Source organism: Confluentibacter citreus (assembly GCF_002807055.1).
Taxonomy (GTDB): domain Bacteria; phylum Bacteroidota; class Bacteroidia; order Flavobacteriales; family Flavobacteriaceae; genus Confluentibacter; species Confluentibacter citreus.
The window spans coordinates 85,557-102,254 of sequence record NZ_NIXN01000006.1 but is presented as its reverse complement, the minus strand read 5'-3'; the positions used below and the strand labels follow the sequence as shown (position 1 = coordinate 102,254).

Below are 16,698 nucleotides of genomic sequence, written 5' to 3'. Positions count from 1 at the left end.
TACCAATGACAACACTCCGTTTTTTATATCAATTACAGTGTGAAAGGATTATAGTATTCGTGTTTTTCTTTAGTTCCACTTTGGCTTTTTCCCAAACCCAAAAAGAATTGGTTCTAGGGGAGCAACCCATCTATAAGGTTGCTAAAACGAAAGACTCCATTATTGCCGATGGAAAAATGGATGAGCCCAGCTGGAAAAATGCTGAAATCAGAACATTTGACTACTTTTTTAGACGAGATAAACCTGCCGATGAACAAAAGACGAAATTTAGGATGCTTTGGGATGATAAAAACCTCTATCTTTTTTATGAATTCGAGGATTCATCACTAACCGCTCGTGAAACGCAACATGATGGGCGAACTTATCTAGATGACTGCGCCGAGTTTTTCTGTCTCCCAATTCCAGATAGTTTAGACATGCATTTTGGCTTTGAGGTCAATATTCCTAAAGTGAAGTACGATTATATCGTGCTATGGCAATTTCACAACAACAGAAGTATTTTCATTTCTAGTTATGATCCACAATATGAAGTAGGCGTAACTTATGACGGTACCTTAAATGACGATACTGATATAGACAAGGGTTGGACCATGGAATACATTATTCCGTTAACGGCCTTTCGTGGATTTAACACTCGCAATTTGGCAGGAAAAAAATGGGCTTTTCAGGCTGTAAGACAGGATAGGAATTTGGTAGATGATACATTTCGTTCCACATCGACACTATTCCCAACTTATGATGTGATTTTAGATGTACATCCACCAAACCGTTTTGGTTTGATGGAGTTTATTGAAAACTAAAGCCTCTTACTTTTGTTAAAGTATCGTTAATCCTTTGTTAATTAGTTATATAGAAGTAATTATTATGATAATTTTAAAGGAAACTAAAATAAAACCCTCATGAAAAAAATTGTATTCAGTATCATTGGTGTAGGACTAGCGGTTACCTTGCTTTCTTATATGAATAAACCAAACAGCACTCTAACTTCAAATTTTGTTACAGGAAATCCTGAAGTAGCTTCCATAAATGCCATTAGTTTTGGCCCAGAAGGCATCCTATTCTTGGGCGATTCTAAAAATGCGACGATCTATGCGTTGGATACCAAAGATACGAAAACTAAGAACGCTTCAGAAGTAAGCATGGCAAACTTTGATACCAATTTAGCGGCATCTTTGGGTACCACTGCCGAAAATATCAAAATTACGGATATGGCAGTCAACCCCATTTCAAAAGCTATTTATTTCTCAGTGAATAGTGCGGATGGAACACCATTATTAATGACATTAAAAGATGGTAAATTTGAAAATGTCTCCTTAAAAAATGCCAGTTACTCTAAAATTGAATTAGTTGATGTCGTGGAAGACAAAAAAGATGATAGGGGTAGAGATCAAAGAGTTTGGGCTATAGCCGACTTAAAATATCACAATGGAAGGGTTATGGTTGCTGGTTTATCCAATAAAGAATTTAGTTCAACTTTTAGAAGTATGCCTTTCCCGTTTACAAATAATCAAGATTATGCGTCTTTAGAAATGTACCATGCAGCACATGGCCGTTACGAAACCTATTCGCCCATTAAAACATTTGATGTCGTAAATATTGATAAAAAAGAGTATTTATTGGCTAGCTATACCTGTACGCCCTTAGTATTATTTCCTATGGATGAGTTAAAAGGTACGAATCATGTGAAAGGTAGAACCATAGCCGAAATTGGTGCTGGTAATACACCTTTGGATATGATTGCTATGGAAAAAGATGGTAAATCTTATGTATTGATGGCGAATACAAGACACTCAACTGTGAAATTTGATTTTGAGTCCATTGCATCCACAAAAGCATCGCTTACAACAAAAGTGGAAGGAACCGATGGTATTGCTTTTGAAGCTTTAGCCGATATGAAAGATGTCGTGCAATTGGATAATTTAGATGCTGAAAACATCGCTTATCTTCAAAAAACCGCTGATGGTTCATTGACATTGAAAAGTAGCTCTATTTAATGAAGAAAAAAAGTAGATTTATATACCTAAAAAAGATCAAGATGTACTTGGTCTTTTTTTGTGTGTTACTATTTTTTAATTGTAAAAAAACAAAAGAAGGCAATACAGCTCTAGTCCTTATTGAAACCAACAATAGGGAATATATTTCTTTTGAATCTACAAGTGCATTAGAGGATTTAAGTATCGTATTAGAAAATCAACCCGATATTCCCATTTTAGGGGATTGGTCGATTGAGGGTGATACTATTACTTTTATTCCGATTTTACCATTCACAGTCGGACAAACCTATAGCATAAAGAATAGAGGAGAAGCTGTATATGTTTTTAAGATTGAGCCAGAAGACATACATACCACCGAATTAATAGCTATGTATCCAACGACGGATTCTGTACCTGAGAATTTGCTTAAAATGTATTTAGTGTTTTCAAAACCCATGCAGGAACTTGGGAATTCCTTGGATTATATAACCATTTATGATAATACCTCCAACAAAGAGGTAACGGTGTTCTTAGAATTACAATCGGAGCTTTGGAATAAAGATCACAACACGTTGACACTTTGGTTAGATCCTGGCCGGGTTAAAACGGATTTAATTCCCAATAAAGAACTAGGTTTACCAATCCAAAAAGGTCATAATTATACCATTACTATTAATTCCAATTGGAAAGATGCCCGAGGACAACCCATTGACTCGGCATATACTAAAACACTCAGTGTTGGCAGTAGGGATAATGAAAAACCAAATACCGCAAATTGGTTGATTAAATCTCCAAAAAAAGATACTAAAGAACTATTAAATATAGATTTTAATGAAGCCATGGATTATTTTGTAGCGATGGAAGGCTTTACTATTTTGGATTCAGATAAAAATAATATAGTAGGTACGTTTTCATTAGCAAATAAAGAACATGAACTTCATTTTTATCCCAATCAAACTTGGAAATCGGGAACTTATACCATATCCGTTGAAAACCGCTTGGAAGATCTAGCAGGAAACAACTTAAACCATCTTTTTGACACGGATTTAAAAGCCAATGATTCTATAGTGCAAAACATCAACAATACCTATATGAGCTTCATTATACAGTAATTTTCAAGCTTCATTTCCTATTATAAAACCAAGCAACACTTAAGTTGTCAGTATCACACCAAGTACTTGATACTATTTTGGAATTAGTAAGTTCAAAATTTATAAGTGATTATCATATTCTATTGCATTAAATATAAAATATTTCATATCTATTGGTTATTTTATAAAAATATCATAAAATGAATCTAATAGTTTCAAAAGTCTTCAATAAAATAGAGTTTTTCGTAAATTTGTTGTCCAAAATAGCTTAGAAAAATACATATCTATAATAGTAATAAAGCTACAATACTAAATTAAATACTATATGAGTAAAACATTGTTTGATAAGGTGTGGGATTCACATGTTGTAAGAAAGATTGAAGGTGGTCCAGATATATTCTTTATTGATAGACACTTTATACACGAAGTAACTAGCCCTGTGGCGTTTCTTGGATTAAAAAGTAGAGGATTAAAAGTATTATATCCGGAGCGTACCTTTGCTACGGCCGATCACAATACACCAACCATTAATCAGCATTTACCTGTTGAAGATCCGTTGTCTGCCAACCAATTAAAAGCGTTGGAGGATAACTCAAACGAATATGGCATTAGCCATTGGGGTCTTGGTCATCAAAAAAATGGTATTGTTCACGTCGTAGGTCCAGAAAACGGTATTACATTCCCCGGAGCGACTATTGTTTGTGGTGATTCGCATACCTCTACACATGGTGCTTTTGGTGCCATTGCTTTTGGTATTGGAACATCTGAAGTGGAAATGGTACTTTCTACACAATGTATCATGCAGCCAAAACCTAAAAAAATGCGTATTAATATCAATGGGCAATTAGGCAAAGGTGTTACTCCAAAAGATGTAGCTTTATATATCATTTCAAAATTAACAACTTCTGGCGCTACAGGTTATTTTGTGGAGTATGCTGGTGATGTTTTTGAAAACATGACCATGGAAGGACGTATGACCGTTTGTAACTTATCCATCGAGATGGGTGCACGTGGTGGTATGATTGCACCAGACGAAACAACCTTCGCTTATTTAAAAGACAAACCATTATCGCTGAAAGGTGAGGCGTGGGATACAGCCGTGGCACATTGGAAAACCTTGAAAACCGATGCTGATGCGAAATTTGATAAAGAATTAACCTTTTCTGCTAGTGATATTGAACCGATGATTACGTACGGAACCAATCCGGGTATGGGCATGGGTATTTCCAAAAACATCCCAAATGCTGAAGCGGTTGAAGGTGGCGTGGCAACATACAAAAAGTCCTTAGACTATATGGGTTACCACGAAAACGATCAAATGATTGGCAAAAAAGTCGATTATGTGTTCTTAGGAAGTTGTACCAATGGTAGAATTGAGGATTTTAGAGCCTTTGCATCTATTGTAAAAGGAAGAAAAAAAGCAGATAATGTGACCGCTTGGTTAGTGCCTGGTTCTCATGAAGTGGAAGCCTTAATCAAGGAAGAAGGTATTTTAGACATCATTAACGAGGCTGGATTTGTATTGAGACAACCAGGTTGCTCAGCTTGTTTGGCAATGAATGATGACAAAGTGCCTGCTGGGAAATATGCGGTAAGCACCTCTAACAGAAACTTTGAAGGTCGTCAAGGACCAGGTTCCAGAACGTTGTTAGCAAGTCCGTTAGTGGCTGCTGCCGCTGCGGTTACTGGCGTGGTTACAGACCCAAGAACTCTTTTGTAATTAACAATTAATAATGAATAGTTAAAAAAATAAAGTAAAGAATTCAAAAATTTTTAACTTTTAACTTTTAACTTTTAACTTAAAAAGATGGCATACGATAAATTTAATATACTAACAAGTACAGCGGTTCCATTACCATTGGAAAATGTAGATACCGATCAAATCATACCAGCTCGTTTCTTAAAAGCAACCAAGCGTGAAGGTTTTGGCGATAATTTATTTCGTGATTGGAGATATAACAACGATAATTCTCCTAAAGAAAGCTTTGTACTAAACAACCCTATTTATTCAGGTAAAATTTTAGTCGGAGGCAAAAATTTTGGCTCTGGTTCTTCTAGGGAACACGCAGCTTGGGCGGTTTATGATTATGGGTTCCGTTGTGTGGTATCAAGCTTTTTTGCTGATATCTTCAGAAATAACTGCTTGAATGTTGGTGTATTACCAGTTCAAGTAAGTGCTGAATTCTCCGAGCAAATTTTCAACGCTATTTATGACGATCCAAATACGGAAATAGAAGTAAATCTTCCGAATCAAACCATAACCCTTCTTTCAACAGGGGCACAAGAATCTTTTGAAATCAATAGTTATAAAAAAGACAATATGCTGAATGGTTTTGATGATATTGATTACTTACAAAGCATGAAATCGGAGATAGAATCATTTGCTAATGGACTATTGCTCTAAATGACCCTCAAGAAAATTGAAATAATGGATACGACATTGCGCGATGGTGAGCAAACCTCAGGCGTGTCGTTTTCTGCTTCTGAAAAACTAAACATCGCCAAGCTTTTACTGGAAGAATTAAAAGTGGATCGTATTGAAATTGCTTCAGCCAGAGTGTCTGAGGGCGAATTTCAAGCCGTCAAGGGCATTACCAATTGGGCCAATGCTCATGGCTATTTAAACCAGATTGAAGTATTAACGTTTGTTGATAATGGCGTGTCCATCAATTGGATGTTGGAAGCAGGAGCCAAGGTGCAAAACTTGCTAACCAAAGGTTCATTAAATCATTTAACTTATCAGTTAAAAAAGACTCCTAGTCAGCACTTTAAGGAAATTTCGGAATCCATTTTACTAGCGACACAAAAAGGCATCAAAACCAATGTGTATTTAGAAGATTGGAGCAATGGCATGCGCAATTCCAAAGACTATGTTTTTGAATATTTAGAGTTTATCTCTAAGCAAGCAGTGGAACGCATCATGCTTCCCGATACCCTTGGTATTTTAACGCCTTGGGAATCTTATGAATTTGTTTCTGTCATCAAAACAAAATATCCGCATTTACATTTCGATTTCCATGCGCACAACGATTATGATTTTGGTGTTGCCAATGTAGTGGAAGCGTTAAAAGCGGGGGCTGATGGATTGCACTTAACCGTAAACGGTATGGGCGAACGTGCTGGAAATGCACCTATGGCCAGTACGATTGCGGTTATAAACGATTTTATGCCTAATTTAAAAATTGGCGTGAATGAAAAAGTACTGTACACGGTTAGCAAATTAGTAGAGACTTTTTCAGGAATCATGATTCCTGCCAACAAACCGGTGATTGGCGCCAATGTATTTACACAAACGGCGGGTATTCATGCAGATGGCGACAACAAAAAAAATCTATATTTCAGTAATTTATTACCAGAACGTTTTGGTAGAACCAGACAATATGCCTTAGGAAAAGCGTCTGGAAAAGCGAATATCCAAAAGAATTTACAAGAATTAGGCTTACAGCTTAAGGATGAGGATTTAAAAAAAGTCACCCAACGTATCATCGAATTGGGCGATAAAAAAGAAGTGGTGACCAAAGAGGACTTACCTTATATCATTTCCGATGTATTGGACAGTCATTCCTATGAGGAAAAAATAAAAGTAGATTCTTATGTGCTAACACATGCGAAGGGCTTAAGGCCATCTACAAGTATTTCCATCACGATAGAAGGCAAAACCTTTGAGGAAAATGCGCAAGGTGACGGCCAATTTGATGCATTTATGAATGCCATCAGGAGCATTTTCAGAAAGAAAAAATTAGTCTTGCCAGATTTGATAGATTACGCCGTTCGAATCCCACCCGGAAGTCATTCAGATGCCTTGTGTGAAACCATCATTACTTGGAAAAGCCCAGAGAAAGAATTTAAAACGCGTGGTTTAGACTCCGATCAAACGGTTTCTGCTATTAAAGCCACCGAAAAAATGTTAAATATTATTATAAATTAGAATATGAAATCGCTTCTAAATAAAATGTTTGTCTTAAACAACCATAAATAAAAATTAAGCGATTGCATAAGACCGATAAAAAAAAATAAATAGTTACTTATGAAATTAAATATAGCCCTATTAGCAGGTGATGGCATTGGCCCAGAAGTTATTGATCAAGCAGTAAAAGTAAGTGATGCGGTTGCTAAGAAATTCGGACATGAAATCACTTGGATACCAGCCTTAACAGGTGCCGCTGCCATTGATGCCGTTGGAGAGCCTTATCCAGACTCTACACACGAAATATGTAAAAATGCCGATGCCGTATTGTTTGGTGCTATTGGTCACCCGAAATACGATAACGATCCATCAGCCAAAGTAAGACCAGAACAAGGCTTACTTAAAATGCGTAAAGCGTTGGGCTTGTTTGCTAACATTCGTCCGACCTTTACATTTCCATCGTTGATTGATAAATCCCCATTAAAAAGAGAGCGTATTGAAGGGACGGATTTGGTGATTTTACGTGAATTGACCGGTGGTATTTATTTTGGTGAAAAAGGTAGAAGAGATGGTGGAGAAACCGCTTATGACAATTGTGTTTACACCAGGGAAGAAGTAAAGCGTTTGGCTAAAAAGGGCTTTGAATTGGCGATGACTCGAGGCAAAAAATTATGTTGTGTTGATAAAGCCAATGTCTTGGAAACATCACGTTTATGGAGAGAAACCGTGCAAGCGATGGAAAAAGACTATCCAGAAGTGAAAGTATCATATGAATTTGTAGATGCCGTTGCCATGCGTTTGGTACAATGGCCAAATAGTTATGATGTATTGATTACTGAAAACCTGTTCGGGGATATTTTAACGGATGAAGCTTCTGTAATTTCTGGTTCTATGGGTTTAATGCCATCGGCATCCATTGGAACTGAAAATCAGTTGTTCGAACCTATCCACGGGTCGTATCCACAAGCAACAGGCTTAAATATAGCAAACCCAATGGCGACTGTGTTATCGGCTGCGATGATGTTTGAAATGGCTTTTAATTTACAGGAAGAAGGTGCTGCCATTCGTAACGTTGTGAATAAAGCATTAGCGCAAGGCATGGTGACTGAAGATTTAGCCGATGGCGGAAAAGCGTTTGGAACTAAAGAAGTTGGTGACTGGTTAGCTGCTAACATCTAATCATAACGATTTTATTATAAACAAAAAGGTGATTCTAAATGAGTCACCTTTTTTGTTTAAAAGCATAATCGAAAACCTGAAATGTCACTTCGAGTAATTTTCGAAGCATGAGAAAATTGTATCGAGAAGCTTTTTAGTTATGGTTCTAGATACTAATTCCAGTCTTTCCATTCCTGAAATTCATTCGAACTGGCACATATATTATATTAAAGCAATGAATAATTTAAAATAATTTAAAAACCTATAAATTAAATGTTTAACTAATAATTATTCATTATTAATTATTAACTCTTCTCAAATAAGCCCTTTCAACATAAAACGTTCCAAACGGAATGATAGATGCCACTAAAACGATGGCGAATTGTTTGGGAGTCCATTTCAATTCATTTTTCAGCATGATGGCCAAAACGATGTAGGTTACAAATAACAAACCATGTGGCATGCCCAGTAATTTGACATATTGTTCATCACCTCCAAAATGCTTAATAGGCGTAGCAATAAACAATAATAAGATATAAGATACACCTTCTAAAAAGGCAACAACACGAAAGATATTTAGTAATGAAAACATACCGTTTTAATTTAATTTACGAAATAATATTTAAAATACTTGAAACAAGATGAGTCCGTAAATGGCAAACCGCAACAATCGCAACGACCCAAATAAAATCACGCCTTTAAACGGATACTCAATAATGCCGGCAGCCATACACGATATGGAAAAAGGCAAGGGGAGCAACGCACCCACAACAATTAAAAACCCACCCCATTTTTTAGAGTTTTTAAGCTGTTTTGCCATTTTAACCTCTAAATAATTGTGTACCACTGGTATTTTAGTAATGGCAATACCAATCCAATAGGATATGAGTCCACCGAAATAAGAGATAAACCCAAGAAAACTAAGAAACAACCAAGGCATGTCCATTTTTGCGGCCCAAGCAATAAAAATTTCCGGTGGCACCAAACCTAATAAGGTTTCTGAAACAAAAAACACTCCTAAAACACCCCAAATAGGCAATGTTTCAGTCATGCGTACCAAGATGTTGTTGATACTAAAAAAATGATTGAACACAAATACGGCAGCTACCAAAATAATAATGTAAGGCAACGCTTTTAAAACGCTTTTCCATACAAACGAGTAAAAACCAGTATATTTATAATACTGGTGCAATAATTTTGAACGCGATTTTCCTGCATTGGGTTTTTCTTTTGCTTTTGGCTTTGCTTTTGGTTTCATCACTGGGGACACCTAAATTGAGCAGCAAAGATAGTATTTAGTATAGGTTCTTTATAGTTTATGAAACTTTTATTAACAAACTTTTAATACGCTAAACCCCCTAAATAAAAAAGGCTCGGAATATAAATCTCGAGCCTTCAATATCAAATAAAGTTTAGTTGGTGTTTAATGAGGACAATATACAATAAATATGAATTCACAATCTGTTTTAATGCATATTTTATCACCTTTTTTTGCCATATATTATAATTTGGTAGAGGTGGTAACGTTTACATGGAATTAAGCTGCTTTAAAATATTCTATTTTACATAATATAAATTATGGTACAAATGTATTTCATATCATTGTATAGCTATAATTCAATATTATGTAAAATATCCCAGAGTGTTTATAGCATTATATAGGATGTTTAGTACTTGGGTCATTAAACATTCGTGTTTGGCTTTTCGTTTATTTTTAATATTCTGTATAATCGTTCAACATTTTTTAAATACGCGATTCTCAAGAAACTTCACATTTACACATTTGTAGCTATAATTTGCCATTATGTAAAAATGTTTTATTATCTTTTTTTCTTGATAAAAAAAGAAACAAAAAAATCAAGGCTGCACAAAACTTTGGAAACAATATACGGCTCAATCGCTATATTTTAGAAAACATTGTTACTAGTTTACATAGCTTTGAAATCCAATGAAAAGTTGTTACTCTTAAGAAACTGCCTTACTAGACCTCTAAAATATGGACGCTCATTTCACCTATTGTTTTAACCAAAGTTTTCTGAGGCCTTTTAGCCGGCGCTTCATCTGGGTAAAAAACCCTCTACTTCTATTATACATAATGTTATAAAATTAAACTTTTAGTTTATGAACCATATTTTCTAAGGCATATTTTGCCAATTCTGGAATTGTATTACTAGAAACTTTAATTTCCCAATTTGATAGACTGGGCATTAAACTCACTTCGTTATCTACAAATATATTGTTATCAACCGTCAGCAAATCCTTCGATGGAATTATGTAAACAACCATAGGTTCTTTATCAATTATTAAAATTAAAGCTATAAATAAATTAGCATTTAATTCTCCTAACTCTAGTTTGGAAATTTTTTATACTACGCTCTGTGGTATCTAAATCTATAGATTTTAGATATATTTGATTGTTTTCAATAAAATAATCAACTCCTTCCCTCCCATTTAAGTTTGGTACGAGTTTCAAACCAATATCCGCAAATAATACTTTTAAATCATTCATTATTCAATTCTAATATTGGGATTACCATAAATATGCATAGCGAGTTTACCTTCAGGAACTACAAACCCCATAGAAATATCATCTTTGTAAACCGCAAGTGACAAATTTGCTAAATAAACAGCTTCTGATAGCTTATAACCTTCTTTAAAACATTTAATAAATTCACTATACCAATACGAGGGTATTGTCGTTTCTAATGGCCAAAATGGAGCAATTACTGCTTTATACCCTAGTTCTAAAATATCATAACATAAGGAAGTAACGCTATTAGCAAAAAAATCTTCATTAGAAACACCAGAATTGCATATAAAAAGTATAGCAACTTCGCCATTTCCAAATAATTCTTTAGGGTAAATAACTGCACTTTCTGAATCATTACTAGTGTATATGCCTTTAAAGTTTTTAAAGCCCAGTTTTCCATGAGCCAGAAAAATATTAAGATTAGTATTAATCTTATTTATGAAATTTCTAGAAGTAATTACTTCAACATTATTCTTTTTTAATATTGGTTTAAATTTATCAAAGCTCTTATTTATTCGTAAATCTCCATCATCAATAGGAATCCAAGCTGTAGATGTAAAATTGCTTTTTAATAGAATTTCATTACCATTTTGAATATACCATTCTGCAGAAATTACATTGCTTATAGAAGTTAAAGAACTTAGGAAATCATTATTGTTAACAATTAAATTAGTTGGAAACTCTGCTAACTCTATACTACTCGTAAATAATATTTCATCAAAATTTTTATCTAAGTCTAAATTTGAAAAACTAAGAGATTTTAATACTTCTAAATATCTTGATTCTTGTTCAGCAATGTCAAAATACTTTCCTGAATCAAAATAAAAATTTTCTTTAGATTTAATCCAATTTTGCATCAGGTCATAATCCCATTGAACTAATTCTTTAAAATTAATGTCTTTTACATTATTAATAGTCAAAACATATACCTTTTTATGGACATTAAACAACCAAACAAATAATTGGTTCTCTTCAATGGTAATGGAATTAACTAAATAATCTTTGTAATTTTTTAATTTTTTCTCTAATTCTTCATTAAATTCTGGAGTAACCTTAACAACCGTGTTCTGTGAAAAATATTTGTTATTGTAAGTAAGACTATTATCGTTAAGGACAATTCCCGAAAGTAATATGCTTTCAATATCATTATCTTTTATTGCTTCAGGCAATAATATATTGATTCGTACTTCTAAATGCTTAACTTCAAACTTAAAATCAATAATTGTATTAGTTTCAAAAACGCCTATTAACGAATCTATTAATTTTGTTTTACTACTTGCCTTATCACCAAAATGATTTGATTTTAATTTATCAACTTTATCAGAATCTGTTGAAGATTCTAGCCTTTTAATATGTTTCTCAATTGGTTTATTAAATTCATTAAAACCAGCGTCTTTATACCTTTTTATATTATACAGATAGTTAAGCCAAGGCAATGTTCCTTTATCATCGAATGCAATAATATCTTTGAAGTTCTCTTCTAAATATTGTAATGATTCATCAAAAATTTCGGGTTTACTTTTTATAACATGTATTGAACTTAGGTAATAACTTAGCTTAAATTTTTGTTGGTCATATTTTTTTAATCTGATTTCATTAACAATTTTATTTATATCCTCCAACATATCATATAACTTGAAATTTCTAAAAAACTTTAATGCGTTATATAATAATTCAGTTATAATGCTATACTTCATTACTCCAACTCTCGATAATGAAGTAAAATATAATGCTCCATAGATGCTTGCTTCGAAAACGCTATTTTGATATGTAAAGCATCTAAATAAAATTCCCCAACCATAATGGTGGTTATTTTCATCTATGGCGATTGTTAAAATTTCTTCTCCAAAATTTCTTGCTCTTTGATATTTATTATTAAAGTTTAATGTATCCATTAAATTGTCACAAGTCGCATAGAATTCAAAATCGAGTTGATATTTGGTTTTAAACCCTTTAATTATTGCAAGTTGCAAAAAATAGTCTTCAAAATTGTCATCACTAATATTATGAGGACCAAGTGTTGAAAGTACTGATAGAGCTAAAGAAATTAATTTCTTCTCTTCATTTTTAGAAAAAAGCCCATTTTTTATTTCATAACCATTCAAACGAATATGATTAGGGGAGCCATTGTCCTCAAAAATTTTTGAATATAGCTTTAAAGCTTCATCATCTTCATCTAATGCAGTTATATTAAATGTTTTATCTTTTTTTATTTTAGAATAAGAGATATTTCCAATTGCATTATTTAAATTAACTAAAATATGTCCAAACCCTTCTATTCTATATTTCTGTAATATATTATATAAATTAATCTTAGTTTTTGACAATTCATAATCTCCAAAAGCTATAAAATGTAAAACATTTGTCAAAGAGTATGAAATAGAACTGTCATAAAGTTCTTTCGTTCTACTATCTCGGTCATAAAAATATTTGTTATTAAGAGCGTTTTCTAAAATATTTAAGTGATTATAAATAGTATCATCAGTACTTATTTGGTCAACATAATCCAACGTTATTTTTGGAGTAAACTTGGGAGGTGTTATAACAACTTCTTTCCAACAAAGTCTTTCATAGATTGTAGATAAAGGAATCGGATTTACTAAAAAATTAAGAAAGTTATTATTGAATTCTTTTTCTCCTTTGTAGTAATCAATTTTCGCATATTCCCTTTGTATTTTTATCTTTTTTTCAAAACTTATTTGACCTCTCCTAAAGTTACCTGTTAAAAAATAATTCTTCAATAATTGCAAATCAATTATTGAGATATTATTTATACTTAAAGATGTAAATGTTATATAATTAGTTACTATTAGAGGTAAAATAGGTTTGTCTTTAATATTTTTAGGTAAATTTTCTAATTTGTCTAATATTTGAAAAGTTGTTTCCTCCATATCTTTAATAACCGCATTTATTTCATCGGACTCAAATGGATGGGGATAACTCTTTGATTGAATAAATAGATAATAATCGTTTAATTCATAAATTAAATTATTTTCATAATCAGAATATTCATCAAGTAATTCTTCAATATTAATTTTGTTGAATTTATACTTTATACGCTTTTCATCTAGTTCATTATCAATGGTTTTAATTAATAAAAGTTCATTTTTTTTAGGGAAATAACCTGCTTGATTAAGTATTCCTTCACAAAGGATTGAATAATTAGGGGCATTTAGCGTCGCAATACAGAAACATAAATTTTCACCTATTTCATAGAATGGTTTTCTCCATAAATTTGGAGTTTTATCATTCGACGTAAGTGATGATAGAACTTTATCTATTATATCTTTAGAATAACTTGTACAATCTATCAAGTATTTAATCAGATGATTTTTTTTAATTCGAGATGGTGTATCATAAATTGAATTATTATTTCCATTTTCAACAGATTGCCCATATATAAAACTTACGAAGTCTACAATTTGAATTAAAACCTCAGTTAATTCATTAAGAGTTAAGTTGTTATAATACTTCAGTTTTTCTGAATCATAATGATAATATCTAATCATTAAATTTGCATTAGCAAGAGCTCTGCTACTAGATTCTTTTATAGTATTGGATGATAAAGTAATTAACCCATTAATTGACTTATAGCTTTTTATTCCTGGCTTATTTGGATTAAATTTTTTATATAATTCAAGTAGTGGATATAAAAACTCACTCAAATTATTTGCAGACCGAATTTCAGAAGCTTGTCTAAGAATCCTTAGCCATTTATCACCAGTAGTAATTTTTAATGATTTAAAATTCTCATTGTTCTCTATTTGTCCATGTTCAAAAATTAAAACTCTATATGCTGATTGTATGTTTAAGAGAATATTGGATGGATTCCATAAATAGCTAAATAACTGACCCAATTCTTCTTCACTATGCATATGCCTTGGGAAAATCTTGTTTAGATTTGCTTCCCAATTGTTAGCAGCAGAAATCAATACATTCAAAATATCTCCACCTAACTCAAATACTTGTTGAATATTTGCTTCATTTCCATTTTCAAATAAAAATTTTGTAAAATTTAAATCTCCCATATGAAAAGAGATTTTTTTATTACCCTTCATTTGCTCTACAATTAATGGAGCCAAATCAAGCGTGTTTTTATTTAATGCTTTGTGTAGAAACTCTATTAATTCTCTTTGAGTTAAGTTTAATTCAGAGAATACCTGCGAAAAATGTTCATGTATTTCTTTGAATTTTTGATTGCATATAACAATGAATGTTAATATATCCTCTTCATTTTTATTAATGTCGTTACCAATCTCTTTATCAAATTTTTCGAAATCAAATTTGCTAGAAAAAGGGTTTGCGTAATCTTTATATAAAATGGACATAATCCTATCCGAAATAGGTGTTTCTTGCATATTTCTTTCAAAATTTAAATGAAATTTATAGTTAGAGAGTAAATCTATAAACAATTACAATATACCAAATTTAACAAGTAAATTATTGCATAATATTCTAATAAATTTAGCATTAGAAAATATAATCCCATTCCATACATATTCCCACTTCACTCCTATCGTCGCTTCGGGCAAAAAGTATTCCATTACATTTTTAAATAAACATTTTAGAATAAAAAAACATGAAAATATAGTAGTTAAAACTTCGCTTTTACCAAAGCAAAGTTACATAACGCGGAACATTATAGTACACATATATTAATAAGAAAGGACAGTATTATGTAATATAATCTGTCCTTTCTTATTAATATAATTCGTTAATTAATTTTTAGTGTTCGCGACTTGATCTGCGCTAAGCGGCTGAAGATAATTATTCACTAACCAAAGTCCGATTTTGTCACCCATGTCTTGTCCAGCTGTACAAGCAAAGCGAAAATGAATGCCTGCCTGAACTCTGGAGTCAGCATTTTCATCAGCGGCTTGCTTTACACTGTTAAAACTTCGGCTGCTATTAGCTGGTACTGCCGTTGGTGATATCATAGTAAACGATGTTGAGCCATCCACAAGGTTTGCTATCACTGTAGCAGCGGCATTACCTAAGGCACTATGGGTTGATGGATAATCTTGTACTGGTGGTGTTGGCATTTCGGCTTCCCATTCCAAATCTCCCATGGTACCGGAATTACCATCCTGATCTGCATAGCGTATCGCTGTGTATGGTCTCCACAAATTATAATGGAATTTGGAATCCCATCCCGCAATATAGGCATCTGCCATGGCCATATCTACCAAAGCAAATAATCTGGCAGTCTCATATAAATCCAGGTTCTTATCCGTGGCAATGGTGCGCGCTACCCGATTCCACCCAGCTTCTGAAAATTCATACCAGAATTTAGCATAGAAAGTCTGTTCCTCCGTGCGAAGGGTACTCCCCGTTCTTCCAAGGCTTTTTACTTCATTAAAGGCTACGGTGTATGCCTCACTTTCCAGCGATGGCGGTGGAACGGAACGGAACTGGTCATTTTTTTGTAGACCAAATGCCTTCATATCAGACCAAAACGGTGCGAATACAAAATCAAAAGGTGGAACCGTCTGGTAAACACCGGGCATGTTGATGCCCGCAATCGGATGGATCGGGTCGCCTGCGGAACCATCATTCGCACGGTTATCGAGGATCGCCTGTCCAGCTTGTTTACCCAATGCTATGCCTTTTTGTTTTGCTTCGCCATTCTGAATCCATAAAAGTGTGAGATTTAATGCTGTATCCAGAAAAACCTTTTGATTAGGAATTTCATGAACTAACACTTCGTAGGCAGCACTTGCCGCGGCAGCTGTTGGGTCAGCACTGGCATCTTTTCCGGTAAAGGCATAGGTGGCATATTTCGGGTAAATGGCATTTATAGCATCATGCATAGCTAGATGCACCATCGCATTAATCCGTGACGCCATAACGGAATTCTGGTATAATTCACCACCGAAGGCCTCATAAGCAACAGCGTTCCATTCTAGAATCACCTTGTTGGAAAGGGTTTCTACTTCAGGCTCTTGAGCCTGACCATTACTACATCCTGTCGAATTCAAACAGGTTAAAACAATCATTGTAAACATCATTTTTTTCATTATACATTTAATTTTTAAGTAC

12 protein-coding genes are annotated in these 16,698 nt (G+C 33.4%); 7 read left to right on the top strand and 5 right to left on the bottom strand.

The window, feature by feature from the left end:
* Window positions 1–5 precede the first annotated feature (5 nt).
* From CDH49_RS12060 to leuB, 7 genes are all read left to right on the top strand, one after another.
* Window positions 6–800: a carbohydrate-binding family 9-like protein gene (locus tag CDH49_RS12060; protein WP_100615785.1), complete on the top strand. Its 795-nt coding sequence runs from the start codon at window positions 6–8 to the stop codon at window positions 798–800.
* 99 nt (window positions 801–899) lie between these two features.
* The gene (locus CDH49_RS12055) at window positions 900–1,994 is read left to right on the top strand and encodes a hypothetical protein (RefSeq protein ID WP_100615784.1); all 1,095 of its coding nucleotides are present in this window, start codon (window positions 900–902) and stop codon (window positions 1,992–1,994) included.
* A 41-nt stretch (window positions 1,995–2,035) separates the two neighbouring features.
* On the top strand, window positions 2,036–3,085 hold the full coding sequence (locus CDH49_RS12050) for an Ig-like domain-containing protein (protein WP_100615783.1): 1,050 nt from the start codon (window positions 2,036–2,038) through the stop codon (window positions 3,083–3,085).
* A gap of 304 nt (window positions 3,086–3,389) precedes the next feature.
* On the top strand, window positions 3,390–4,784 hold the full coding sequence (gene leuC / locus CDH49_RS12045; protein WP_100615782.1) for a 3-isopropylmalate dehydratase large subunit: 1,395 nt from the start codon (window positions 3,390–3,392) through the stop codon (window positions 4,782–4,784).
* Window positions 4,785–4,871: 87 nt separating this feature from the next.
* A complete protein-coding gene (gene leuD / locus CDH49_RS12040; RefSeq protein WP_100615781.1) occupies window positions 4,872–5,468 on the top strand; it encodes a 3-isopropylmalate dehydratase small subunit in 597 nt (198 codons plus the stop codon).
* Window positions 5,469–6,992 (top strand): alpha-isopropylmalate synthase regulatory domain-containing protein, encoded by a 1,524-nt coding sequence (locus CDH49_RS12035; RefSeq protein ID WP_100615780.1) that lies wholly within the window; start codon window positions 5,469–5,471, stop codon window positions 6,990–6,992. It abuts the gene before it with no gap.
* A gap of 99 nt (window positions 6,993–7,091) precedes the next feature.
* Window positions 7,092–8,150 carry a 3-isopropylmalate dehydrogenase gene (gene leuB, locus CDH49_RS12030; RefSeq protein ID WP_100615779.1) on the top strand — a complete coding sequence of 353 codons (1,059 nt, stop codon included), beginning with the start codon at window positions 7,092–7,094 and terminating at the stop codon, window positions 8,148–8,150.
* 277 nt (window positions 8,151–8,427) lie between these two features.
* Here the strand turns inward: leuB and CDH49_RS12025 are convergent, their stop codons facing one another.
* From CDH49_RS12025 to CDH49_RS12000, 5 genes are all read right to left on the bottom strand, one after another.
* Window positions 8,428–8,721: a DUF3817 domain-containing protein gene (locus CDH49_RS12025; protein ID WP_100615778.1), complete on the bottom strand. Its 294-nt coding sequence runs from the start codon at window positions 8,719–8,721 to the stop codon at window positions 8,428–8,430.
* Window positions 8,722–8,751: 30 nt separating this feature from the next.
* On the bottom strand, window positions 8,752–9,387 hold the full coding sequence (locus CDH49_RS12020; protein ID WP_100615777.1) for a YqaA family protein: 636 nt from the start codon (window positions 9,385–9,387) through the stop codon (window positions 8,752–8,754).
* An 848-nt stretch (window positions 9,388–10,235) separates the two neighbouring features.
* Window positions 10,236–10,415, bottom strand: a complete 180-nt coding sequence (locus CDH49_RS12015; RefSeq protein ID WP_100615776.1) for a hypothetical protein — start codon at window positions 10,413–10,415, stop codon at window positions 10,236–10,238.
* Between the two features lie 222 nt (window positions 10,416–10,637).
* A complete protein-coding gene (locus CDH49_RS12005) occupies window positions 10,638–15,017 on the bottom strand; it encodes a hypothetical protein (RefSeq protein ID WP_100615774.1) in 4,380 nt (1,459 codons plus the stop codon).
* Window positions 15,018–15,377: 360 nt separating this feature from the next.
* A complete protein-coding gene (locus CDH49_RS12000) occupies window positions 15,378–16,676 on the bottom strand; it encodes a vanadium-dependent haloperoxidase (protein ID WP_100615773.1) in 1,299 nt (432 codons plus the stop codon).
* Window positions 16,677–16,698: the final 22 nt, after the last annotated feature.